The organism is Bacillus sp. 0209A (genome assembly GCF_036765095.1).
In the GTDB taxonomy this organism is placed as follows: domain Bacteria; phylum Bacillota; class Bacilli; order Bacillales; family Bacillaceae; genus Bacillus; species Bacillus subtilis_G.
Map to the genome: position 1 here is coordinate 594,743 of NZ_JBAIZV010000002.1, position 22,556 is coordinate 617,298.

26 protein-coding genes are annotated in these 22,556 nt (G+C 42.0%); all 26 read left to right on the forward strand.

Features of this window, described 5'->3' with window-relative positions; all coding sequences use genetic code 11:
* Positions 1-81: 81 nt before the first annotated feature.
* The 26 genes from V6D44_RS08210 (at position 82) to ctpB (ending at position 22,174) form a co-directional block, all read left to right on the forward strand.
* Complete coding sequence (locus V6D44_RS08210) at positions 82-927, forward strand: DegV family protein (protein WP_087991560.1); 846 nt, start codon at positions 82-84, stop codon at positions 925-927.
* 104 nt (positions 928-1,031) lie between these two features.
* Positions 1,032-2,426 (forward strand): ATP-dependent helicase ComFA, encoded by a 1,395-nt coding sequence (gene comFA / locus V6D44_RS08215; RefSeq protein ID WP_437177776.1) that lies wholly within the window; start codon positions 1,032-1,034, stop codon positions 2,424-2,426.
* A 59-nt stretch (positions 2,427-2,485) separates the two neighbouring features.
* Positions 2,486-2,782, forward strand: coding sequence for a late competence development ComFB family protein (locus tag V6D44_RS08220; protein ID WP_087991559.1), 297 nt, complete (start codon positions 2,486-2,488; stop codon positions 2,780-2,782).
* Positions 2,746-3,468 (forward strand): double zinc ribbon domain-containing protein, encoded by a 723-nt coding sequence (locus tag V6D44_RS08225; RefSeq protein ID WP_202327956.1) that lies wholly within the window; start codon positions 2,746-2,748, stop codon positions 3,466-3,468. The genes V6D44_RS08220 and V6D44_RS08225 overlap by 37 nt, the downstream gene beginning before the upstream one ends.
* Before the next feature lie 69 nt (positions 3,469-3,537).
* Entirely contained in the window at positions 3,538-3,957 is a 420-nt protein-coding gene (locus V6D44_RS08230) for a TIGR03826 family flagellar region protein (RefSeq protein ID WP_148962628.1), read from the forward strand.
* 79 nt (positions 3,958-4,036) lie between these two features.
* Entirely contained in the window at positions 4,037-4,303 is a 267-nt protein-coding gene (gene flgM, locus V6D44_RS08235) for a flagellar biosynthesis anti-sigma factor FlgM (protein ID WP_087991557.1), read from the forward strand.
* 14 nt (positions 4,304-4,317) lie between these two features.
* Complete coding sequence (flgN, locus tag V6D44_RS08240) at positions 4,318-4,800, forward strand: flagellar protein FlgN (protein WP_087991556.1); 483 nt, start codon at positions 4,318-4,320, stop codon at positions 4,798-4,800.
* Positions 4,801-4,818: 18 nt separating this feature from the next.
* Entirely contained in the window at positions 4,819-6,342 is a 1,524-nt protein-coding gene (gene flgK / locus V6D44_RS08245) for a flagellar hook-associated protein FlgK (protein ID WP_087991555.1), read from the forward strand.
* A 9-nt stretch (positions 6,343-6,351) separates the two neighbouring features.
* Complete coding sequence (flgL, locus tag V6D44_RS08250; RefSeq protein ID WP_087991554.1) at positions 6,352-7,248, forward strand: flagellar hook-associated protein FlgL; 897 nt, start codon at positions 6,352-6,354, stop codon at positions 7,246-7,248.
* Positions 7,249-7,294: 46 nt separating this feature from the next.
* Positions 7,295-7,870, forward strand: a complete 576-nt coding sequence (locus V6D44_RS08255; protein WP_202327958.1) for a DUF6470 family protein — start codon at positions 7,295-7,297, stop codon at positions 7,868-7,870.
* A 20-nt stretch (positions 7,871-7,890) separates the two neighbouring features.
* Entirely contained in the window at positions 7,891-8,322 is a 432-nt protein-coding gene (gene fliW, locus V6D44_RS08260; protein WP_087991552.1) for a flagellar assembly protein FliW, read from the forward strand.
* Entirely contained in the window at positions 8,316-8,540 is a 225-nt protein-coding gene (gene csrA, locus V6D44_RS08265; protein WP_202327959.1) for a carbon storage regulator CsrA, read from the forward strand. Before fliW ends, csrA begins: the two co-directional genes overlap by 7 nt.
* Before the next feature lie 144 nt (positions 8,541-8,684).
* Positions 8,685-9,542, forward strand: coding sequence for a flagellin Hag (gene hag, locus V6D44_RS08270; protein WP_148962634.1), 858 nt, complete (start codon positions 8,685-8,687; stop codon positions 9,540-9,542).
* A 233-nt stretch (positions 9,543-9,775) separates the two neighbouring features.
* Positions 9,776-10,105, forward strand: a complete 330-nt coding sequence (gene flaG / locus V6D44_RS08275) for a flagellar protein FlaG (RefSeq protein ID WP_253268603.1) — start codon at positions 9,776-9,778, stop codon at positions 10,103-10,105.
* 17 nt (positions 10,106-10,122) lie between these two features.
* On the forward strand, positions 10,123-11,619 hold the full coding sequence (locus V6D44_RS08280; RefSeq protein WP_253268602.1) for a flagellar hook-associated protein 2: 1,497 nt from the start codon (positions 10,123-10,125) through the stop codon (positions 11,617-11,619).
* Between the two features lie 21 nt (positions 11,620-11,640).
* On the forward strand, positions 11,641-12,042 hold the full coding sequence (gene fliS / locus V6D44_RS08285) for a flagellar export chaperone FliS (RefSeq protein WP_253268601.1): 402 nt from the start codon (positions 11,641-11,643) through the stop codon (positions 12,040-12,042).
* Positions 12,039-12,380 (forward strand): flagellar protein FliT, encoded by a 342-nt coding sequence (locus tag V6D44_RS08290; RefSeq protein WP_087991546.1) that lies wholly within the window; start codon positions 12,039-12,041, stop codon positions 12,378-12,380. The genes fliS and V6D44_RS08290 overlap by 4 nt, the downstream gene beginning before the upstream one ends.
* Positions 12,381-12,389: 9 nt before the next feature.
* A complete protein-coding gene (locus V6D44_RS08295; RefSeq protein ID WP_148962639.1) occupies positions 12,390-12,767 on the forward strand; it encodes a hypothetical protein in 378 nt (125 codons plus the stop codon).
* A 190-nt stretch (positions 12,768-12,957) separates the two neighbouring features.
* Positions 12,958-13,527, forward strand: a complete 570-nt coding sequence (hpf, locus tag V6D44_RS08300; RefSeq protein WP_087991544.1) for a ribosome hibernation promotion factor — start codon at positions 12,958-12,960, stop codon at positions 13,525-13,527.
* Positions 13,528-13,695: 168 nt separating this feature from the next.
* Complete coding sequence (gene secA / locus V6D44_RS08305; RefSeq protein ID WP_087991543.1) at positions 13,696-16,221, forward strand: preprotein translocase subunit SecA; 2,526 nt, start codon at positions 13,696-13,698, stop codon at positions 16,219-16,221.
* Positions 16,222-16,290: 69 nt separating this feature from the next.
* A protein-coding gene (prfB, locus tag V6D44_RS08310; protein WP_141113398.1) for a peptide chain release factor 2 occupies positions 16,291-17,392 on the forward strand; the annotation gives its coding sequence in 2 pieces (ribosomal slippage) (positions 16,291-16,362 and positions 16,364-17,392; 1,101 coding nt in all).
* Between the two features lie 166 nt (positions 17,393-17,558).
* Positions 17,559-18,401, forward strand: coding sequence for a YitT family protein (locus V6D44_RS08315; RefSeq protein ID WP_289348376.1), 843 nt, complete (start codon positions 17,559-17,561; stop codon positions 18,399-18,401).
* A gap of 48 nt (positions 18,402-18,449) precedes the next feature.
* Positions 18,450-18,788, forward strand: coding sequence for a cytochrome c551 (gene cccB, locus V6D44_RS08320; RefSeq protein WP_087991541.1), 339 nt, complete (start codon positions 18,450-18,452; stop codon positions 18,786-18,788).
* A 234-nt stretch (positions 18,789-19,022) separates the two neighbouring features.
* Entirely contained in the window at positions 19,023-19,709 is a 687-nt protein-coding gene (gene ftsE / locus V6D44_RS08325; protein WP_087991540.1) for a cell division ATP-binding protein FtsE, read from the forward strand.
* Positions 19,702-20,592, forward strand: a complete 891-nt coding sequence (gene ftsX, locus V6D44_RS08330) for a permease-like cell division protein FtsX (RefSeq protein ID WP_087991579.1) — start codon at positions 19,702-19,704, stop codon at positions 20,590-20,592. The genes ftsE and ftsX overlap by 8 nt, the downstream gene beginning before the upstream one ends.
* Positions 20,593-20,731: 139 nt before the next feature.
* Positions 20,732-22,174, forward strand: coding sequence for a carboxy-terminal processing protease CtpB (ctpB, locus tag V6D44_RS08335; RefSeq protein WP_087991539.1), 1,443 nt, complete (start codon positions 20,732-20,734; stop codon positions 22,172-22,174).
* The last annotated feature ends 382 nt before the right edge of the window (positions 22,175-22,556 follow it).

The following is a 22,556-nucleotide window of genomic DNA, read 5'->3' on the forward strand; positions in this document are numbered from 1 at the left end:
CCTTTTATTAGGCAGGTCTTTTTTTAGGCTGCCGTTTCGCTTACAATAGAGTTATAAAGCAATAAGGCAGGTATCGAAGCTATGAATATTGCAGTCGTAACAGACAGCACAGCATATATCCCGAAAGAAATACGTGAACAACATCAAATACATATGATCCCACTCCAGGTTGTGTTTGGGGAGGAAACTTATCGTGAAGAAATCGAATTGGACTGGAAAAGCTTTTACGAGGAAGTAAAGAAACATACTGAGCTTCCGACGACTTCTCAGCCGCCAATCGGCGAGCTGGCTGCTTTGTATGAAGAGCTTGGCAAGTCTTATGATGCGGTTATCAGTATCCATCTTTCCAGTGGGATCAGCGGAACATTCAGCAGTGCGGCAGCGGCTGACGCAATGGTTGACAATGTTGAAGTGTATCCATTTGATTCAGAGATCAGCTGTTTGGCTCAAGGCTTTTATGCTCTTAAAGCTGCTGAATTAATCAAAAATGGAGCCTCATCACCGGAAGATATCATAAAAGAACTGGAAGAAATGAAAAAGACAGTTCGGGCGTATTTTATGGTAGATGATTTAGCGCATCTTCAGCGGGGCGGACGATTAAGCAGCGCCCAAGCCTTTATTGGGAGTCTTCTAAAGGTAAAGCCTATTCTTCACTTTGACAATGAGGTAATTGTGCCTTTTGAGAAGATTCGCACACGTAAAAAAGCAATTTCACGAATTTATGAGCTTTTAGACGAAGATGCGAGTAAAAGATTGCCTATGCGTGCTGCGGTTATCCACGCTAATCGAGAAGAAGAAGCAGCGAAAATCATTGAAGAGCTTTCTGCGAAATACCCTCATGTTGAATTTTATAACAGTTATTTTGGCGCGGTAATCGGCACTCATTTGGGTGAGGGCGCGCTGGGAATTTGCTGGTGTTTTCAATAACGTAAAATCTCCGTTTTAGCAGCGGAGATTTTTTTATATTCTTATTTTCACCGCTGGACAGAAAATTTCCATTCAGGCATACTGTCTCGAAAGGAGGCGGTGCTATGCTGGTTGAGCCAGATGAAAAGAACATTACTTTCTCAAAAGAATTACAGCAGACGCTCCAAGGCCGTCATTTGCTCAGAACTGAACTCCCCTTTTCCGATGAGATGATTGAATGGCATATCAAGAACGGCTATATCTGCGCTCAATACTCTATATCCAAAAATAAACGGGAGTATAGGTGTAATAGGTGCGGCCAAAATGATCAGCGGTATTTTTCTTTTTATTACTTATCTAGAAAGAAGCAGCTGTATTGCCGTTCCTGTGTCATGATGGGCAGAGTGAGCGAGGATGTGCTTTTATATTCATGGAAAGAGGAAGATGAATCTCGTTGGAAGCCTATCAAGCTGACTTGGAATGGCAAGCTCTCAAGCGGACAGCAAAAAGCTGCCAATGTCTTAATTGAAGCAATATCAAAAAAAGAAGAGCTTCTCATCTGGGCGGTTTGCGGCGCTGGCAAAACAGAGATGTTATTTCCCGGTATAGAATCAGCGTTAAACGAAGGATTGCGAGTATGTATTGCAACACCCCGCACCGATGTTGTATTAGAGCTTGCTCCGAGACTCAAGGCCGCCTTTCAGGGCGCTGACATTGCGGCACTTTACGGAGGCGGCGAGGACAAAGGGTGTTTATCTCCGCTTATGATTTCCACCACACATCAGCTTTTGCGATATAAAGACGCGTTCGATGTTATCATCGTTGATGAAGTTGATGCTTTTCCGTATTCCGCTGATCAAACTCTTCAATTCGCTGTTCAAAAAGCTAAAAAGAAAAACAGCACCCTTGTTTATTTAAGTGCAACACCCTCTAAAGAATTAAAAAGAAAAACACTGAACGGACAGCTGCATTCAGTTCGCATTCCAGCAAGACACCACCAGAAACCTTTGCCAGAACCGCGCTTTCTATGGTGCGGAAATTGGAAAAAGAAATTAAACGGAAACAAAATTCCGCCAGCGGTAAAAAGATGGATAGCGTTTCATGTGAAAGAAGGGAGGTCTGTGTTTTTATTTGTTCCCTCCGTTTCTGTTTTGGAAAAGGCAGCTGCCTGCTTTAAAGATGTTCATTGCCGAACAGCGTCTGTTCATGCGGAAGATAAGGACAGAAAAGAAAAAGTAAAGCAATTTAGAGACGGTCAGTTTGATCTTTTAATCACAACAACAATATTAGAGAGAGGTGTCACTGTCCCCAAGGTACAAACAGGGATATTAGGGGCCGAATCGCCTATCTTTACGGAAAGCGCACTTGTGCAAATCGCAGGAAGAACCGGCCGGCATAAAGAACACGCGAACGGCGATGTTATTTTCTTTCACTACGGAAAAACAAAGAGCATGCTGGATGCAAAAAAGCATATAAAAGAAATGAATGCATTGGCGGCAAAAAATGAAAGAACAGACTAGTTATTATTTGAAAACATGGTACAGTATACTCATATAACCGATGATGAGGAGCTGTAAAAATGCTTGTCAATTCCAAAGAAATCGTAATGAAAGAACTGCTCGACCGATATATGGACCAGCTTCATATGACCTGTACTTGCCAAGTATGCAAAAACGATGTGTTGGCACTTTCTTTAAATAAAGTAAGACCATCCTATGTCACTGATCTTAAAAAGATCGCATATACGAAAGCTGAGCTGGTAGATAAACAAAAAAACACGGCTATGCTTGTGATTTTGGCTGAATCTGCTGCTGTGGTATCAGAAAGTCCAAACGATTTATGCCAAACGAAGCAGGAGGAGGAATTCATAAACTGATCTGTCTATTATGCGATTCGCAATTTTCTCAAGCTGTTACATGGAAAGCTCTTTTTTTATTAAAGACTGACGAAAAGGTCTGTCATTCCTGCAGAAGCAAATTAAAGAAAATCACAGGACATATCTGCTCGCTGTGCGGCAGGCCTCAATCCATTCATGCGCTATGCAGGGATTGCGAGGCGTGGAAATCAAGGGTCAGTGACAGCTTGCTGCTGCGCCAAAACCGTTCAGTTTACACATATAATGAAATGATGAAAGAAACACTCTCCCGTTTTAAATTTAGAGGAGATGCAGAAATCATAAATGCGTTTAAAAGTGATTTCTCTTCAACTTTCTCAGAGGTTTACCCCGATAAGCATGTTGTTCTCGTTCCTATTCCGCTGAGCAAGGAACGGGAAAAAGAGCGTGGATTTAACCAGGCACAGCTCCTCGCAGAATGCTTAGACCAGCCTATCCGCCATGCCCTCGTTCGCTTGAATAATGAGAAACAGTCTAAGAAAAAGAAAAAAGAACGCCTTCTTTCAGAGCGTATTTTTGATACAAAAAATAACTCAGTTGAAGGTATGAATATCATTTTAATAGACGATCTTTATACAACAGGCGCTACCTTGCATTTTGCAGCCCGCTGTTTATTAGAGAAAGGAAAAGCCGGTTCAGTGGCATCTTTTACCTTGATCAGAAGCTAAATGATTCTGTTTTTATGCCGATATAATCACTAGAAATTAACAGATATATTATCGAGAAGGAGAAAAAAGATGGGAGAACTGGCTAATTGTCCGAAATGCAATGCTTTATTTTTAAAAACAAAGCTGCAAACCATATGTCAGGCGTGTATTAAGGAAGAAGAAAAATCATTTGAGATTGTATATAAGTTTTTAAGGAAACAGGAAAACCGGCAATCAACTTTGAACCACATAACAGAGGAAACAGGTGTAGAAGAAGAGCTGATATTAAAATTCATCAGTCAGAAACGGATTCAAATCACTCATCTTCCTAATTTGGCATACCCATGTGAGAGGTGCGGGACATCGATTCGGGAAGGCAAATTCTGCAAGGCTTGTCAGTCAGATATAAAGGCTCAAATGGATCATTTGGACCATGAGGATACCTTGAAAACCGAGAGGGAAAATAGTAAAAAAGACACGTACTATGCCTATAATACCAAAAACAGCTGATTCCCTAAACTAACTGAAACCGCAGTCGATAAAAGGGTTAGATTGTTTAAAGACTGCAACGGAAAGCGAGAGGAATCCTATGAAAATCAATCAATTTGGAACACAATCCGTTAATCCATACCAAAAAAATTATGAAAAGCAAGCGGTGCAAAAAACTGCTGCACAGCCTAAAGATAAAATTGAAATTTCATCACAGGCTAAAGAAATGCAAAATGCATCTGATGCAGTCACTGGTTCACGCCAGGAAAAAATTGCGCAGCTTAAAGCGCAAATTGAAAACGGGTCATACAAAGTGGACGCAAATCATATAGCGAAAAATATTGTTAATTTTTATAAAAAGCAATAAAAAGGAGAAAGCCCATGTCAGCAAAGCCAATTATTGACCAATTGAAGCGACTTTGCGTTCTGCATGAGCACCTGCTCACGCTGTCTCAGGAAAAGACGGAAGCGCTCAAGGCCGGCAAAACAAAAGAGCTTTCTAACATTTTGACAAAAGAGCAAAAATATATACAAGCAATCGGACAGACAGAAGATGACCGGATCAAAGCAACTTCCGCCTTTCTCGGATACAGTGAAAACAACACCATTTCCGCATGTATCGCCAAAACTTCAGGCAGTGAAAAGGAAGCGCTGGAACAACTATATGAGTCTCTTTCTAACGCTATCGGACGTCTGAAGGAAGTGAATGAGATGAATAGGCAGCTGACGAGAGACGCGCTGCAATTCATTTCAATTTCGTACGATATGCTGGTTCCTAAGGAAAATAACTTCAATTACAGCAAATCAATTAAAGCTGAGCTCCCGAAGAGCAGCCGAATGAAACTATTTGATTCAAAAGCTTAGCAGAAAGGAATTCAGAATATGACATCTACCTTTATGGGGCTTGAAACTGCAAGGCGGGCGTTAAGCGCTCAGCAGGCAGCGTTAAGCACTACCGCAAATAACGTGGCAAATGCCAATACAGACGGTTATACAAGACAGCGGGTCTCATTGGAAGCAACTGACTATTTTCCTGCTGTATCAAAAAACGCAGAAAAAACCGCGGGACAAATGGGAACGGGTGTTCAAGGCAAGTCAGTTGAGAGAATAAGAGATATCTTTCTTGACTACCAATACCGTCTTCAAAACAACAGTGCGGGTTACTACGACACCAAAGCCAAAGCTTTGTCCCAAATGGAAGGCATCTTAAATGAGACGGATGAAAGCGGCTTAAACAGTGTGCTCAATTCGTTTTGGAATTCCCTTCAGGAGTTATCAAACAATACAAACGAAGACAGCGCGCGTTCTGTTGTTGCTGAAAAAGGAAAAGCTTTAGCAGAAACGTTTAATTATCTTTCTGAATCACTAACAAATGTTCAATCAAACTTAAAAGCGGAGCTAGATACTACTGTATTAGATGTCAATTCTCTGCTTTCTCAATTAAACAGTTTAAATAAGCAAATTGCGCAAGTAGAGCCGGTCGGGCTTCTTCCGAATGGTTTATATGACCAGCGGGATTTGCTGATCGATAAATTATCCTCAATGGTTGATATCAAACTCAGCTATAACAAATCAGGCGGGAATGCACTTGCTTCTGCTGAAGGAACTGTATCAATTGATATCCTCGATAAAAATAAACAGTCGCTGGGAACTGTTTTGGACGGTAAGAATTATGAGGTTTCAGAACTTGCAGCCAATTATGATAATGAAACGGGTTTAGTATCAAGTATTTCAATCGGAGGCGCTGCTGTACAGGCTGAGTCATTCAGCAGTAAGGGATCCCTTTTAGGATTTATAGAGTCTTACGGATATGTAACAGCAGGCGGCGAAGAAAAGGGCGCATACCCTGATATGCTTTCTGACCTTGATGATATGGTGCTTGAATTCGCAAAAGCTTTCAATGAAGTGCATAGAAATGGTTTGACCAAAAGCGGCGAGCAAGGCGGGGACTTTTTTGATTTTACCGGCGGTGAAACGGAGCCGGCAAAAGGAGCAGCAGGCAAGATTAAAATTGCTGACAGCATCTTAGATTCAAAAGGCGCGAACATTGCTTTCTCACTGACTGGCGCAGCCAATGATAATGCAAATGCAACAAAGCTAGCGAATGTTTTAACCGGCGATATCACCATTAATGGAAAAAATACAAGTGTGCTAGATTACTATGCAGGACTGATTGGCGAGCTTGGAATTAATGCACAAGAAGCGAATCGGCTCGCGTCTAATACTGAAACACAGCTTAATGACGCCGACATCAACCGTCAGCAAATGAGCGCAGTTTCTTTAGACGAAGAAATGACGAATATGATTCAATTCCAACACGCATACAATGCTGCTGCGAGAATGGTGACTTTACAAGACGAAATACTCGATAAAGTGATCAATGGCATGGGTGTCGGAGGAAGGTAGGTAGATCAAATGAGAGTAACACAAGGCATGATTCAGCAAAACTCATTGAGATATATCGGTTCAAGCTACTCGAAGCTGGATAATCTTCAATCACAGATTTCTTCAGGGAAAAAAATCTCAAAGGCGTCCGACGATCCTGTCGTAGCTATGAAAAGCTTAAAATACCATACGCAATTATCTCAGGTTCAGCAATATCAAAGTAATGCTTCTCAAGCTTTTACCTGGCTTGAAAATACAGAAACAAACATTACTGAAGGAATTGACATTTTAGCGAAAGTCAAAGATTTAGCTATTAAGGCTGAAAATGATACAAATGGTGAAGATGAGCGGCAAGCGATTGGCGTAGAAGTAAAGCAGTTAAAGGATCAGCTTTTAAAAATTGCGAATACACAAGTGAACGGCAGATATATCTTTAATGGAACGAATTCAGACACGCCTCCGGTTACTGATAACGGAGACGGAACTTATACCATTTCCGATACTGCTGATGTTGTGGTCAATATATCAAATAATATGAACTTAAAAGTGAATTCAGATCCAAAGTCAGCCTTTGGGGGTACGTCTGAAAGCGGACAAAATGTATTTGAAATGCTTGACTCATTTGAGCAAGCACTTAGTTCCGACTCACTCGATGGCATGGACAATCTTTTAGAGGATATTGATCAATTTTCTAACGGCATGAGCGCTGAACGTTCTGATCTCGGTGCAAGATATAATCGTCTTGAACTGATTAATACTAGGCTTTCAGCTCAAGAAGAAACATCTACAAAAGTGTTGTCTGACAATGAAGATGTAGAACTGGAAAAAGTAATAACAGAATTTATTGCGCAGCAAAGCGTGCATAGGGCTACTCTTGCTGTAAATGCGCAAATTGTTCAGCCTACATTGATTGACTTTTTAAAGTAAGCGGCTCTCAGGAGTTCGCTTTTTTTATAGTTTAGGAGGTAGAGTGATGCAAATTCCCAGATTGACTATGCACAGTGTTCAAGGGAAAATCGGTTTAACGACGACGCCCGCCACCCTAAAAATGGAGCAGCCGCAAGCCGATCTCGAAATTGAACAGCCAAGCGCGGAAATGGAAATATCGGTAATTAACGGAAAACTCACGATTGACCAAACGCAAGCATGGGAAGAATTAGACAGAAAACATGTTTTCAAGAGAATTGAAGAAGCCGCCCAACAAGGGCATGAGGATGTAATGGAGGGGATAGCCCGAACTGTAGAAGAAGGAGACGAGCTTATGAGGATTGAAAATAAAGGGAATCCAATTGCTTCACAAGCAAAGAGGAACTCTGAAATGCAACAAATTCAATTAGGTGAACATTATGCTCCGTCTCTTTCAAGAGTGAAAATACAATACACCCCGTCAGAGCTTGATATTCAGATTACGCCGCAAAAGCCTGTCATTCAGGCTGAACCGAATAAGCCAATTGTTCAATATACGCCGGGGAACGTTAAGGTTGACATGCTGCAATATCCTGATTTAAAAATAGATGTAGAATACCCGAAAGAATCATCCGAAAAGTAAACAGAAAAGGATCGTGAACAATGATCATTCATACGAAGTACCATGGCCAAATGAACGTAAAAGAAGAACAAATTATTCTTTTTGATAACGGGATTCCAGGCTTTTTAGAAGAAAAACAGTTCGTCATTCTTCCGCTTTCAGAGGATTCTCCATTCGTGGCGCTGCAGTCCGTCACTACAGAAAATCTTGCGTTCATTGTTGTCAGTCCGTTCATCTTTTTTAAGAATTATGAATTTGACCTTGATGAATCAACAGCTGAACTTTTGGATATCGATAATATTGAAGATGTGGAAGTCATGACCATATTGACCATGGCGGAGCCGTTCGAAAAATCGACTGCCAATTTATTGGCTCCCATTATTGTGAATCGCAAGAACATGAAGGCAAAGCAAGTCGTTTTACACGACTCCTCATATACGACAAAGCATCCGATTGGAGGAGAATCATGCTAGTTTTATCGCGGAAAATAAACGAAGCGATTCAAATAGGTGCTGATATTGAAGTGAAAGTCATTTCGGTTGAAGGTGATCAAGTGAAACTGGGAATTGACGCCCCAAAGCATATTGATATTCACCGAAAAGAAATATACTTGATCATTCAGGAAGAAAACAACCGTGCGGCAGCGTTATCCAGCGATGTGATCTCCGCATTATCCTCACAAAAAAAGTGAGGATTTTTTATTTTTCTATTAACAATATCAAAGACAATCCGATATTAATGATGTAGCCGGGAGGAGACGCAAAAGACTCCGCCAGTTATAAAAAATGAGGCACAAGGACGTGCCTTAACAACATATTCAGGGAGGAACAAAACAATGAGAATTAACCACAATATCGCAGCACTTAACACACTGAACCGTTTGTCTTCAAACAACAGTGCGAGCCAAAAGAACATGGAGAAGCTTTCTTCAGGTCTTCGCATCAACCGTGCGGGAGATGACGCAGCAGGTCTTGCGATCTCTGAAAAAATGAGAGGACAAATCAGAGGTTTAGAAATGGCTTCTAAAAACTCTCAAGACGGAATCTCTCTTATCCAAACAGCTGAGGGTGCATTGACTGAAACTCATGCGATCCTTCAACGTATGCGTGAACTTACTGTTCAAGCTGGTAACACAGGGACACAACAAACTGAAGATCTTCAAGCAATTCAAGATGAGATTGACTCTCTGATTGAGGAGATCGGTGGAGAAGCTGGAAGTAAAGGGATTGCAGACCGTACACAATTTAACGGTAAAAACCTATTAGACGGTTCTTTTGCTAATGGTACTGCTAATCTTACATTCCAAATTGGGGCTAACGGCGGTCAGCAATTAAGTGTAAATATTGAAAGTATGAAAGCTTCGGATCTTGGAGTGAACGGATTGGATGTAACTGCATTTGATGGGACTGCAGCAACATTTGACCCTGCATTACAATCAGTTGACGATGCTATTAAAAGTGTATCGAACCAACGTGCAAAACTTGGTGCGGTACAAAACCGTCTAGAGCACACAATCAACAACTTAGGCGCTTCTGGTGAAAACTTGACAGCTGCTGAGTCTCGTATCCGTGACGTTGACATGGCGAAAGAGATGAGCGAGTTCACAAAGAACAACATTCTTTCTCAAGCTTCTCAAGCGATGCTTGCTCAAGCGAACCAACAGCCGCAAAACGTACTTCAATTGTTACGTTAATTTTAAAAAGGACCTTGGCGTTGCCGGGTCCTTTTTTTATATGTTTAACTCCGAATGATTCCCCTGCTATATATCGTTAACTCATGATATAATAACCGGATTCCCCGCTGACTTGATAAAAATATATCCAAAGAAGAAATCTAAAGCGGATGAGTTTTTTTTCCAAAAATATGTGTAATCTTCTCTCTACTCAGTCGATATAAACTTTAGATTGGGGCATAGGGGATGATCAATTGAACATTGAAAGGCTCACTACGTTACAACCTGTTTGGGATCGTTATGATACTCAAATACATAATCAGAAAGATCATGAGGGTGAGGTACCTGTTCAGCAGGTTTCATCTGCCAATCTCGCTGAAATGGTAGGGGAAATGAACAAGCTTTTAGAACCTTCGCAAGTTCACCTGAAGTTTGAGCTTCACGAAAAGTTAAATGAATACTATGTAAAGGTAATAGAGGACTCTACAAACGAAGTCATCCGTGAAATTCCGCCGAAACGGTGGCTTGATTTTTATGCGGCTATGACTGAATTTCTTGGGTTATTTGTAGATGAAAAAAAGTAGATGAGGAGTGGTTTAGAATGGTCATGAGAATAACAGGTTTGGCGTCAGGAATGGATATAGATGATATCGTATCAAAACTGATGCAGACAGAAAGAGCACCGCTTGACAGGCTGACACAAAAAAAGCAGACGCTTGAATGGCAGCGTGACAGCTACCGTGAAGTAAATACAAAAATAAAAGAATTGCAAGATTATATGTCTAAAAATACGCTGACATATCCGAGTACGTATCAGAGCAAAACTGTGACAAGCTCCAATGAGTCTGTGTTAACTGCTACAGGAAGCTCAACCGCGCCAAACTCTTCTTCTACGGTTGAAGTGGCAAGTTTGGCAACGGCGGCAACGTATAAGGCCGATAATTATGCGGGATACACACAAGGCGACTATAATTTGGCGTTTAACGTTGTGGCGCCTGGCGAGACAACGGCAAAAACCGTCAACATCAGTGTGACGAGCGCTGATACGATTGATAATGTGATTTCTAAAATTAACACCTCCGATCTCGGAGTATCAGCATTTAAAGACAAAATTTGGAATGGTACCGAGTATGTAGAAACGATTGCGTTTTCTTCTAAAGCAACAGGCGCAGGAGGCAGCATTCAGGCAGCGGATTCTGCTACTGCCGACTTTATGTCCGGCCAGCTTGGTTTTTCTTTAGACGCAGACAATAAGCTCACTGCTTACAAAGAAGGAACCAATGCAAAAGTCACAATTAATGGCTTTGAAATGGAGAAGCTGACAAACAACTTTACCGTGAATGGCGTGACCTACTCTCTCAAAAACACGACTGCAGACACAGGCCCTGTTACCACATCTGTTTCTACTGATGTTGACGGAATTTATAACCAAATTAAAGAGTTTGTAGATAAATACAATGAATTGATTGACAGCCTGAATGAAAAACTTCAGGAAGAAAAATACAGAGACTATACTCCGCTGACGAGTGAACAAAAAGAAGCAATGTCCGATAAAGAGGTAGAACTCTGGGAAGAGAAGGCAAAAAGCGGTTTGCTGAGAAATGATACCAGTATAAGCGCTGGTACGAACCAAATGAGAACTGATTTTTATTCTCAAGTAACAGTGGACGGAAAAAATCATCAATTAACTGAATTTGGCATCACAACCTCAAGTGCTTACCAATTGCGAGGACATTTAGAGATTGATGAAACAAAACTAAAGGCAAAAATACAAGAAGATCCGCAAAGTGTTGCCGCTTTATTTACAAACGGTACGAACAGCAGCGCTTATAGTGAAAAAGGAATTATGAAACGCATCGGCGACACACTGAAAAGCACAGTGAAAAGCATAGAAGCAAAAGCCGGCAACTCGACAATGGGAACCGATAACTACTTAATCGGTAAAAATTTAAACACGATCAACACTGATATCTCTAAAATGCAGGACCGATTGAATACAGTTGAAACCCGCTACTATACAAAATTCAGTGCAATGGAGTCTGCGATTCAAAAAATGAACGAACAATCGTCCTATTTATCACAGCTTCTTGTACAATAAAAGTAATTTGGAGGATGACACATGGCGATCCAAAATCCTTATACAGCTTATCAGCAAAATTCAGTGAACACCGCTACATCCGGTGAACTGACGCTTATGCTGTATAATGGCTGTTTGAAATTTATAAGACTTGCATCCCAGGCTATTGAGAATGATGATATGGAACGTAAAAATGAAAATCTGATTAAAGCGCAAAATATCATTCAGGAATTAAATTTTACACTGAACCGTAACATCGAGCTTTCCAATTCTATGGGTGCGATGTATGACTATATGTATCGAAGATTGGTACAGGCAAATATCAAAAGTGATACGAGTATGCTGGCTGAGGTTGAAGGCTATGTAACAGATTTTCGCGATGCATGGAAACAAGCCATTCAAACTGAACGGAAGGATCGGCACGGATCAGGCGGGATGGCATGAATAACATAGATCGACTATACACTGAGACGAAGAGTATGCTGTCACACATACAAGATACGCCCGAAAGCGATGAACTTTTAGCGCAAATTGAAGACTTTGTGGCTAAACGGTCTGAACTTATTCAGAAGATATCTCTGCCGCTTTCAGAAGAGGAACAAAAGCAGATGAGGCTTGTCCTGACATGGGATCAGCTTATTGTGAAGGAAATGGAAAGACTAAAGCAGTCAATTGCAGGCGAGCTTCAGCAGGTAAAAAGAAAACGCGCGATGCATACGACGTATTTAAACCCTTATAACAACATCACGATTGACGGCAGATATTATGACAAGCGTAAATAGGTGAGTGCCGTGAAGAGCATTGAAGATTATACGCTTTTATCAGCTTATTATCATCTTCTTTTTACCATTGAGGAAGGGCTGTGTTATTTGATAGAGGCTGAACAAAATTTATCAAAAACAGAAGGGGATCGGATCTACCAAGATCTGATCCAAGCCTTTTTTTATTTGGATTCAACACATTCAACACTTCTTTTTATTATGAATACCGGGTGTGCTGAATTGTGTATTAAAGCATTTGACGAAATTTTTGCGGAGTTTGACCAATTGGTTTCTTTCTCTTTTCCCTCTCAAGAGTTTTGCGAGTATTTAAAAGAACATTTTCTGATTCATTATAGAAAATGGATGCTGTCCATTCATCAATGTATGGAGCCCTTTGTAATCAATTAGGCGAGGGTGAGGTATTTGTTTCTTACAATCAGCATATACATATACCTCCGAACCGCCAATAACAACAGCATATAAAACACAATTCGACAAATTTCACTGAATTTTCACAAAAAGTTTACGTTTCGGCAGGAATTGTGAAGGGTAAAGGAGAAATAGATACATATCCTTAATAAAAGGGAGGCGTTCTTTGATGAACTATAACATCAGAGGAGAAAATATTGAAGTGACACCCGCGTTGAAGGATCATGTCGAGAAGAAGATCGGCAAGCTGGAGCGTTATTTTGACCATAACGTGAATGCCGATGTGAACGTCAACTTGAAATTTTACAATGACAAGGAGTCTAAAGTTGAGGTTACGATTCCGATGACAGATCTGGCGCTTCGGTCCGAGGTGCATAACGAGGATATGTACAACGCAATTGATCTCGCAACAAACAAACTGGAACGTCAAATCCGTAAGCATAAAACGAAAGTAAACCGCAAATTCCGTGAGCAGGGCTCTCCGAAATATCTATTAGCGAATGGTCTCGGCTCTGATACAGATATTGCGGTTCAGGATGAAATAGAAGATGAGGATAGCTTGGACATTGTCCGTCAGAAACGCTTTAATTTAAAGCCGATGGATAGTGAAGAAGCGATCTTGCAAATGAATATGCTCGGCCATAATTTCTTTGTTTTCACCAATGCGGAAACAAACCTTACAAATGTCGTATACCGCAGAAATGATGGGAAATATGGCTTGATTGAACCGACTGAATAATGAAGCGCAGCCTTCCGTGATCTACACGGAAGGTTTTTGTTTTTTCTTATTTGCAAATTCTTTGGAAATAACACAAGGTATGATATGATAATGAGAGGTATACATGGGCTAGTAAATTATTTATACATGCCTGCAAATCAGGCATGTGAAGATAGAGGAGCGTTATAAATGCTTGGAATTTTAAATAAAATGTTTGATCCAACAAAACGTACGCTGAATAGATACGAAAAAGTAGCTAACGATATTGATGCGATTCGCGGAGACTATGAAAATCTCTCTGACGATGATCTGAAACATAAAACGATTGAATTTAAAGAGCGCCTTGAAAAAGGGGCGACAACCGATGATCTTCTTGTTGAAGCATTCGCCGTTGTTCGGGAAGCTTCGCGCCGCGTAACCGGCATGTTTCCGTTCAAAGTCCAGCTCATGGGGGGCGTGGCGCTTCATGACGGAAATATCGCGGAAATGAAAACAGGGGAAGGGAAAACGTTAACGTCTACTCTGCCTGTTTATTTAAATGCGTTAACAGGTAAAGGCGTGCACATCGTGACTGTCAACGAATACTTGGCGAGCCGTGATGCTGAGCAAATGGGGGAAATTTTCGAGTTTCTCGGTTTGACCGTCGGATTGAATTTAAACTCATTGTCAAAAGACGAAAAGCGGGAAGCTTATGCCGCAGACATTACTTACTCCACAAACAACGAACTTGGCTTCGACTATTTGCGTGACAATATGGTTCTTTATAAAGAGCAGATGGTTCAGCGCCCGCTTCATTTTGCGGTAATAGATGAAGTTGACTCTATTTTAATTGATGAAGCGAGAACGCCGCTTATCATTTCTGGACAAGCTGCAAAATCCACTAAGCTGTACGTACAGGCAAATGCTTTTGTCCGCACGTTAAAAGCAGAGAAGGATTATACGTATGATATCAAAACAAAAGGTGTACAGCTGACTGAGGAAGGAATGACGAAGGCGGAAAAAGCGTTCGGCATTGATAACCTGTTTGATGTGAAACATGTCGCCCTCAACCACCATATCAACCAGTCTCTAAAAGCACACGCTGCGATGCAGAAGGACGTTGACTACGTTGTGGAAGACGATCAGGTTGTTATTGTTGATTCGTTTACGGGGCGCCTGATGAAAGGCCGCCGCTACAGCGAAGGCCTTCACCAAGCGATTGAAGCGAAGGAAGGGCTTGAAATTCAGAACGAAAGCATGACCTTGGCGACAATTACGTTCCAAAACTACTTCCGGATGTATGAGAAACTTGCCGGTATGACAGGTACGGCTAAGACAGAGGAAGAAGAATTTCGCAACATCTATAACATGCAGGTTGTCACGATCCCTACTAACAAGCCTGTTGTCCGTGACGACCGTCCGGATTTAATTTACCGTTCGATGGAAGGGAAGTTTAAGGCGGTTGCGGAGGATGTCGCACAGCGTTACATGACGGGACAGCCTGTTCTTGTCGGTACGGTTGCGGTTGAAACTTCTGAACTGATTTCTAAGCTGCTCAAAAACAAAGGAATCCCGCATCAAGTGTTAAACGCCAAAAACCATGAACGTGAAGCGCAGATTATTGAAGAGGCCGGCCAAAAAGGAGCAATTACAATTGCGACAAACATGGCGGGGCGCGGAACGGACATTAAGCTTGGCGAAGGCGTAAAAGAGCTTGGCGGCCTTGCTGTTGTCGGAACGGAACGACATGAATCACGCCGGATTGACAATCAGCTGCGAGGGCGTTCTGGACGTCAGGGAGACCCGGGGATTACCCAATTTTATCTTTCTATGGAAGATGAATTGATGCGCAGATTCGGAGCTGAGCGGACAATGGCGATGCTTGACCGTTTCGGCATGGACGACTCTACTCCAATTCAAAGCAAAATGGTATCCCGCGCGGTTGAATCGTCACAAAAACGCGTCGAAGGCAATAACTTCGATTCACGTAAACAGCTTCTGCAATACGATGACGTTCTCCGCCAGCAGCGTGAGGTCATTTATAAGCAACGCTTTGAAGTCATTGACTCTGAAAACCTGCGTGAAATCGTTGAGAATATGATCAAGTCTTCTCTCGAACGTGCAATTGCAGCCTATACGCCAAGAGAAGAGCTTCCTGAGGAGTGGAAGCTTGACGGTCTTGTTGAGCTTGTCAACACGACTTATCTTGATGAAGGCAAGCTTGAGAAGAGCGATATCTTCGGGAAAGAGCCGGATGAAATGCATGAGCTCATTATGGATCGCATCATGACCAAATATAATGAAAAAGAAGAGAAATTCGGCGAAGAGCAAATGCGTGAATTCGAAAAAGTCATCGTCCTTCGCGCCGTTGATTCAAAATGGATGGATCACATCGACGCAATGGATCAGCTTCGCCAAGGGATTCACCTTCGAGCTTACGCGCAGACAAATCCGCTTCGTGAGTATCAAATGGAAGGCTTTGCGATGTTTGAGCATATGATTGAATCGATCGAGGACGAGGTCGCAAAATTTGTGATGAAAGCTGAGATTGAAAACAATCTGGAGCGTGAAGAGGTTGTACAGGGCCAGACGACGGCTCATCAGCAGCAAGAAGGCGACGATAACAAAAAAGCAAAAAAAGCACCGGTTCGCAAAGTGGTTGATATCGGCCGAAATGCCCCATGCCACTGCGGAAGCGGGAAAAAATATAAAAATTGCTGCGGCCGGGCTGAATAGTTCGTACGGGCAAGGTTACTGACCGCGGCGCCAGCAGGCGCCTGCGGATCTTTTAATGAGGTGAATGGAATGGAATTATCAGAAATTAGAGCAGAGCTCGAAAATATGGCTTCTCGTTTAGCGGACTTTAGGGGGTCTCTTTGACCTCGAATCAAAGGAGGACCGCATTGCTGAGCTAGATGAACAGATGTCTGATCCGGAATTCTGGAATGATCAGCAGAAAGCCCAAACAGTCATAAATGAAGCAAACGGTTTAAAGGATTATGTCAATTCATATAAAAAATTGAGTGACTCCCATGAGGAATTGCAAATGACTCATGATCTTTTGAAAGAAGAGCCGGATCCAGACCTCCACCTTGAGCTTGAAAAAGAACTAAAATCATTAACAAAAGAGTTCAATGAGTTTGAGCTTCAGCTTCTTCTCAGTGAGCCGTATGATAAAAATAACGCGATTTTAGAATTGCACCCTGGTGCTGGCGGTACAGAGTCACAGGACTGGGGCTCTATGCTTCTTAGAATGTATACCAGATGGGGAGAGCGCCGCGGCTTTAAGGTGGAAACGCTCGATTACCTTCCAGGTGATGAGGCTGGAATTAAATCAGTCACATTACTGATTAAAGGACACAACGCTTACGGTTATCTCAAAGCAGAAAAAGGTGTCCATCGTCTCGTGCGGATTTCGCCGTTTGATTCATCAGGCCGCCGCCACACGTCTTTCGTTTCATGTGAAATCATGCCTGAATTTAACGATGAGATCGATATTGATATTCGTACGGAGGATATTAAAGTTGATACGTATCGCGCAAGCGGAGCGGGCGGACAGCACGTCAATACGACCGATTCAGCCGTTCGGATTACTCACTTGCCGACGAATGTGGTTGTGACGTGCCAAACGGAGCGCTCACAAATTAAAAACCGTGAAAGAGCCATGAAAATGCTGAAGGCCAAGCTGTATCAGCGCAGAATTGAAGAACAGCAGGCAGAGCTGGATGAAATTCGCGGTGAACAAAAAGAAATCGGCTGGGGCAGCCAAATCCGCTCTTACGTATTCCATCCGTATTCTATGGTAAAAGACCATCGCACCAATACAGAAATGGGGAACGTTCAAGCGGTAATGGACGGAGACATTGATACATTTATTGATGCCTACCTGCGTTCTAAGCTTTCATAAGCAGAAAAACACACCTGATGTACGCAGGTGTGTTTTTTCATTCTTTCATATCCTTGATTCCACTGATGCTTTAGCATATTACCACTGTATTTTGGTGTTATTTACATCTGGTCAGGGAAGGATTAAAATGCTATCGGAGAGCATTGGAAGAAACGGAGGATATACAATGGATCGGAATCAAACACTTCGGGTTTTACGTGATTATGTATACATACTGATAGGAGCAGCGATTACAGGTGTGTCCTTTAATGTATTTTTGCTTCCAAACAAGATTGCTGCCGGCGGTGTCAGCGGAATCAGCACGATTTTGCAGTCATATGGTTTTGAAGCAGCTTATGTACAGTGGATTATTAATATTCCTTTATTTATTGCCGGTATCATTTTACTCGGCGGAAAATTTGGGCTTAAGACACTTGCGGGTTCTGTTTTTTTGCCGCTTGTTGTGTTTTTGACAAGAGATATTCAGCCGGTCACCCATCATGAGCTCTTAGCGGCGATTTTTGGCGGCGTCGGTATCGGTGTCGGAATTGGCATTGTGTATTTAGGGAAAGGGTCGACGGGAGGAACGGCCTTGGCTGCGCAGATCATTCATAAGTACTCCGGTCTGTCATTGGGAACGTGCCTTGCCATCATTGACGGCTTGATTGTCGTTACGGCTATGATCGTATTTAATATTGAGCAAGGCTTATATGCTATGCTTGGCGTCTTTGTATCCAGCAAAACTATTGATGTTGTTCAAGTCGGCTTTAATCGTTCAAAAATGGCGCTCATTATTACAAAGCAGGAGCAGGCGGTCAAGGAAGCCGTTTTACAGAAGATTGACAGAGGCGTGACGAGAATTTCCGCGGTCGGCGGATATACTGACGATGACCGTCCGATTTTAATGTGCGTTGTTGGGCAAACTGAATTCACCAAATTGAAACAAATCGTCAAACAGATTGATGAGTCAGCTTTTGTGATTGTGGCGGATGCAAGTGAGGTACTGGGCGAGGGTTTCAAACGCGCTTAAACGAGGTTATAATATGGAAGAGATCGTAAAGGAGTTGTGCTTCTCAACATGAAATCAAAGTTATCGATACTAATGCTTGTATTTGCGCTTTCTGTTCTGTTGGCTGCCTGCGGTTCAAATGATGCAAAAGAAGAGAAGACAGACACCGGCAGCAAGACTGAAGCCTCTGCATCTGAAGGGGAAGAATTATATCAGCAAAGTTGCGTAGGCTGCCACGGCAAGGATTTAGAAGGTATGTCAGGGCCTAATCTCCAAGAGGTAGGAGGCAAATATGACGAAGACAAAATTGAAAGCATTATTAAAAACGGACGCGGCAATATGCCGAAAGGGCTTGTAGATGATAACGAAGCCGCTGTTATTGCCAAATGGCTGTCAGAAAAAAAGTAAGTTGAGAAAATCTTTGCCTCAGTGCAGGCAAGGATTTTTTTATGCCATGACAATTTGAATGAAAAGAAACTGTAATAGTATTATGTCTAAATTTGACGTATAATGAAGTGTGTTGAAAAATGAAACTTTCAGATTTTTCGTCTTTTTACAAATGAATGAGTCATAAATTGTCGAATGCATTCGAAGAGTATGACCGTGTGATAGATAAAATGATATAAAAGATTAGGTGATTTCATGATAGAAATGAAGGAAGTATACAAAGCCTATCAGAATGGCGTAAAAGCGCTCAATGGTGTGTCTGTTGCCATTCATCCGGGCGAGTTTGTTTATGTTGTCGGTCCGAGCGGAGCGGGTAAATCTACTTTTATTAAAATGATATACAGAGAAGAAAAACCGACAAAAGGACAGATTTTAATTAATCATAAAGATCTTGCTACCATTAAAGAAAAAGAGATTCCTTTCGTGCGCCGTAAAATAGGTGTTGTCTTCCAAGATTTTAAGCTTCTGCCGAAACTTACTGTTTTTGAAAATGTGGCGTTTGCCCTTGAAGTAATTGGAGAACAGCCGTCTGTCATTAAGAAACGGGTGCTTGAAGTGCTTGATCTTGTTCAGCTGAAACATAAAGCGAGACAATTTCCTGACCAGCTTTCAGGCGGGGAGCAGCAGCGTGTTTCTATTGCCAGATCAATTGTGAACAACCCTGATGTTGTCATTGCTGATGAACCTACAGGAAACCTTGATCCGGATACGTCCTGGGAAGTCATGAAGACGCTCGAGGAAATTAATAACCGCGGGACAACAGTCGTGATGGCGACACATAATAAAGAAATCGTAAACACCATTAAGAAACGTGTCATTGCAATCGAAGATGGTATCATTGTGCGTGATGAGTCAAGAGGGGAGTATGGTTCATATGATTAAAATTCTCGGGCGCCACTTGCGTGAGAGTTTTAAATCTCTCGGGAGAAACACATGGATGACGTTTGCATCCATTAGTGCTGTAACCGTTACGCTGATTTTAGTCGGCGTGTTTTTAGTGATTATGCTGAATTTGAATAACATGGCTTCGAATGCTGAAAAACAAGTCGAAATCAAAGTTTTGGTTGATCTGACTGCAGATCAGAAGGCGCAGGACAAGCTGCAGAACGATATTAAAGAACTAAAGGGCATTCAGAGCGTCAATTTTTCATCAAAAGAAAAAGAGCTTGACCAGCTGGTTGACAGCTTTGGTGACAGCGGAGAATCCCTGACAATGCAGGATCAGGAAAACCCGCTTAATGATGCGTTTGTCATCAAAACGACAGATCCGCATGATACGCCGAACGTGGCTAAAAAGATTGAAAAAATGGATCATGTCTATAAAGTCACTTACGGAAAAGAAGAGGTCAGCCGTTTGTTTAAAGTGGTTGGCGTTTCCCGCAACATCGGAATCGCTTTAATTATCGGCTTGGTATTTACGGCGATGTTCTTAATTTCCAATACCATTAAAATTACAATTTTCGCAAGAAGAAAAGAAATTGAAATCATGAAGCTTGTCGGCGCGACGAACTGGTTTATCCGCTGGCCGTTTTTCCTTGAAGGATTGCTGCTTGGTGTATTCGGCTCAGTGATTCCGATCGCACTGGTGCTGAGCACTTATCAATACGTCATCGGATGGGTCGTTCCGAAAGTTCAAGGATCATTTGTCTCTCTTCTTCCTTATAACCCATTTGTATTCCAAGTTTCGTTAGTGCTGGTTGCAATCGGCGCAGTGATTGGGGTATGGGGAAGTCTGACTTCCATCCGCAAGTTTCTGCGAGTATAAAGAAAAAAAGCTGTCCCGCTTCCGGGGCGGCTTTTCTTTTGCCTTCTTTTTCTTCTATGATTACATGAAATCTCCATCCTTTACATATACTATCTCTAGGTTTTGATAAAGACAGTCTGGCATACAGGAGGAGTATAGGATGAATCAAAAAATAATGGCTGTGATAGCAGCGGGGAGCATGCTCTTCGGAGGCGCCGGTGTATATGCGGGAATGAACCTGCTTGAGATGGATAAGCCCCAGACTGCAGCTGTTCCTGCGACCGCACAAGCTGACTCTGAACGGGATAAGGCCATGGAAAAAATCGAAAAAGCGTATGAGTTAATTTCGAATGAGTACGTAGAAAAAGTTGATAGAGAAAAGCTGCTCGAGGGAGCCATCCAAGGAATGCTGTCAACGCTAAATGATCCTTATTCTGTCTACATGGACAAGCAGACGGCTAAGCAATTTTCTGATTCTCTTGATTCCTCGTTTGAAGGCATCGGAGCTGAAGTTGGTATGGAAGACGGCAAAATTATTATTGTTTCTCCATTTAAGCAATCGCCGGCGGAGAAAGCCGGACTCAAGCCCAATGATGAAATTATCAGCATCAATGGAGAATCAATGGCCGGTAAGGATTTAAACCAAGCTGTACTAAAAATAAGAGGAAAGAAAGGCTCCAGTGTTTCAATGAAGATTCAGCGGCCGGGGACGAAGAAGCAGCTGTCATTCCGGATCAAGAGAGCTGAAATTCCGCTCGAAACGGTTTTTGTTTCAGAGAAAAAAGTGCAAGGGCATACTGTCGGCCATATCGCCATCTCTACTTTTTCAGAGCATACCGCGGAGGACTTCGCAAAAGCGCTGGGCGACCTTGAGAAAAAAGGAATTGAAGGGCTTGTCATTGATGTACGCGGCAACCCGGGCGGTTATCTGCAAAGTGTAGAGGAAATTCTTAAACACTTCGTCACAAAGGATCAGCCGTATATTCAGATTGCTGAACGTAATGGAGATAAAAAACGTTATTTTTCAACATTGACCCGTAAAAAAGCGTATCCTGTCAATGTGATCACGGATAAAGGGAGCGCCTCCGCATCGGAAATTCTTGCCGGCGCATTAAAAGAAGCGGCCCATTATGATGTTGTAGGCGATACGTCTTTTGGTAAGGGAACGGTTCAGCAGGCTGTTCCGATGGGAGACGGCAGCAACATTAAATTAACCCTTTACAAGTGGCTGACGCCAAAGGGAAATTGGATTCATAAGAAAGGAATTGAGCCGACCATTGCCATTAAGCAGCCTGATTATTTTTCCGCTGGCCCCTTGCAGCTGAAGGAGCCGCTTAAAGCGGATATGAACAATGAGGATGTCAAGCATGCTCAGGTTTTATTAAAAGGTCTCAGCTTTGATCCGGGACGTGAAGATGGCTATTTCAGCAAAGATATGAAAAAAGCGGTTATGGCCTTTCAGGAACAAAATAAGCTGGTTAAAACGGGCGTAATCGACACGCGCACTGCAGAGTCATTAAATCAGCAGATAGAAAAGAAAAAATCCGATGAAAAAAATGATTTGCAGCTCCAAACAGCGCTGAAATCATTATTTGTCAATTAAAGGAGATGGTGTTCCATCTCCTATTTCTTTATACTTAACGAGAAAGTGAATCATAAGTCACATAAAAAATGAGTTTTTAACAAGAAATTAAAAAAATTTTCACAAATAAACATTTATAAAGGACTTGTATTACCCGATATCAATAGAAGAGAGAGACTTTCTAACGAGATAATATGTATTTAAAATGAAACTTTTGCAAGTTGCCTAGTCTTTGTTTACTTCATACAATATAAGAAGGTTCTAAAAAGAACAGTAATCAGGTTTAAGGCAGCTGAACGACAGGTATTTAAAGAGTAACGTTAGCGAGAATGCTTGTTAGCACTCCAGTACTGCTGCTTATACTGGCCCGTGCTTATCTGTATAAAGAAAATGGGGGTTCACA